This window comes from Sphingopyxis sp. (assembly GCF_016463645.1).
In the GTDB taxonomy this organism is placed as follows: domain Bacteria; phylum Pseudomonadota; class Alphaproteobacteria; order Sphingomonadales; family Sphingomonadaceae; genus Sphingopyxis.
The window spans coordinates 1-1,817 of sequence record NZ_JAEMQX010000259.1; the positions used below are offsets into that span (position 1 = coordinate 1).

At 67.1% G+C, this 1,817-nt stretch carries 3 protein-coding genes; all 3 read right to left on the reverse strand.

Going from position 1 to position 1,817, the window contains the following annotated elements:
* Nucleotides 1-250: rod-binding protein (locus JHC57_RS22330; RefSeq protein WP_294032748.1), on the reverse strand; the 250-nt coding region annotated here is incomplete at its 3' end.
* Complete coding sequence (locus JHC57_RS22335; protein WP_294032750.1) at nucleotides 247-1,338, reverse strand: flagellar basal body P-ring protein FlgI; 1,092 nt, start codon at nucleotides 1,336-1,338, stop codon at nucleotides 247-249. The genes JHC57_RS22330 and JHC57_RS22335, both read right to left, overlap by 4 nt.
* A 33-nt stretch (nucleotides 1,339-1,371) precedes the next feature.
* Nucleotides 1,372-1,817 (reverse strand): flagellar basal body L-ring protein FlgH (locus tag JHC57_RS22340; protein WP_294032749.1); only part of this gene is annotated, 446 nt, incomplete at its 5' end.

Sequence of the window (1,817 nt, forward strand, 5' to 3'; positions counted from 1 at the left end):
TGTCGGCGATGCCGAACTGGCGCATCGCGGCAAGGCTGTCGGCGGTGCGCGCGTCAGCCATTTCACGGAAATTGTCGGTCGCGCTCGATCCGAAGATGTCGTCACCGAGCTTCGCCTGCCGCATCGACGCCATCAGCTGGCGCAGGATCACGGCCTCGAACGCCTCGGCCGCCTTGCGGAGGCCGCCGTCACCGCCACCCGCAGCGGCGGGCGTCGGGGTCGCACCGATCGAAGAAATGGGGCTCGTCATATGATCACCAGTTCCGCAGTGAGCGCGCCGGCCTGGCTCAGCGCCTCGAGGATGGCGACAAGGTCGCCGGGAGGGACGCCCAGCCGGTTGATCGAATCGACCAGCGCGGAGAGCGAGGCATTGGGTTTCAGGAGGAAGGCGGGGCGATAATCCTGCTCCACCGAAATTTCGCTCGACGGTTCGATCGCGGTCTGGCCGCGGCTGAACGGCGCAGGCTGGACGACCATCGGCGATTCCTTGATCGACACGGTGAGCTTGCCGTGGCTGACCGCCGCCGTGCCGACACGGACGGCACCGTTGATCACGACCGTCCCGGTACGCGCGTTGACGATGACCTTCGCCGGCGGCTCGGAGCGCTCGACGCCGAGATTCTCGATCCGCGACATCAGCCGCATACGCTCGTCGCCGCTGCCCGCGGTGCGGATCGCGACGCTCGCGCCGTCGATCATCGATGCGGTGCCGGGAATCGCGGCGTTGATCGCATCGGTGACGCGTTTGGCGTTGGTCGCATCGAACTGGTGGAGGTTGAAGGTCAGGTAGCTCGCTGTGGCGAAGCCGGTGTCGACCGCACGCTCGACGGTCGCGCCGCCGGCGATGCGTCCGCTCGACGGCACATTGACCGTCAGCTTCGACCCGTCGGCGGCATCGACCCCGAGCCCGCCGATGACGAGATTGCCTTGCACCATCGCATAGATCTGGCCGTCGGCGCCATAGAGTGGCGCGAGCACGAGCGTGCCGCCGCGCAGGCTCTTCGCCTTGCCGATCGCCGACACGGTGACGTCAAGACGCTGCCCGGGCTTGGCAAAGGGCGGCAGTTCGGCGGTGATCATCACCGCCGCGGCATTTTTGAGTGCCGGGTTCACGCCCGGCGGCAGCGTCAGACCAAAGCGCGACACCGCGCCCTTCATGCCCAGCGTCGAATAATCGAGGCTGTCGTCGCCGGTACCAGCGAGGCCGACGACGAGGCCGTACCCCGTCAGCTGGTTGGCGCGCAGGCCCTGAAACTGGCCCATGTCCTTGATGCGCTCGGCGTGCGCGGGCGCCGCGAAGGCGAAGCTCGCGATCAGGAGCGCAAGAAGGGTGAGCAGGGTCGGACGCTGGGTCACGGTGAATTCCTCTGATTAGAAGGGGCTGATGATCGAGAAGAAGCGCTGCAGCCAGCCTTGCTGGCTCGCGCGGGCGATCTCGCCCTTGCCGACGTAGCGGATGTTCGCATTGGCGACGCGCGTCGACAGGATGCGGTTTTCGGGGCTGATGTCGATCGCGCGGACGATGCCGGAGATCTGGACGCGCTCGTCGCCACGGTTGAGCGTCAGCAGTTTCTCGCCCTTCACCAGCATCGTGCCATTCGGATAGACGGCGGCGACCGTCACGCTGACTTCGCCCGACAGCGCGTTCGACTGCGATGCGTCGCCCTTGCCCTTGAACTGCTGGCTTCCCCCCATCGCGACGTCGCTCGGGTTGAACAGCGACAGCGGACCGGTGGTCGGCGGGGTCAGGCCGATATTGCCGTCGCGCTGCGTGCCCGCGGCATTGCTTTTCGTCGCCGCGGTGCGCTCGACGAGCT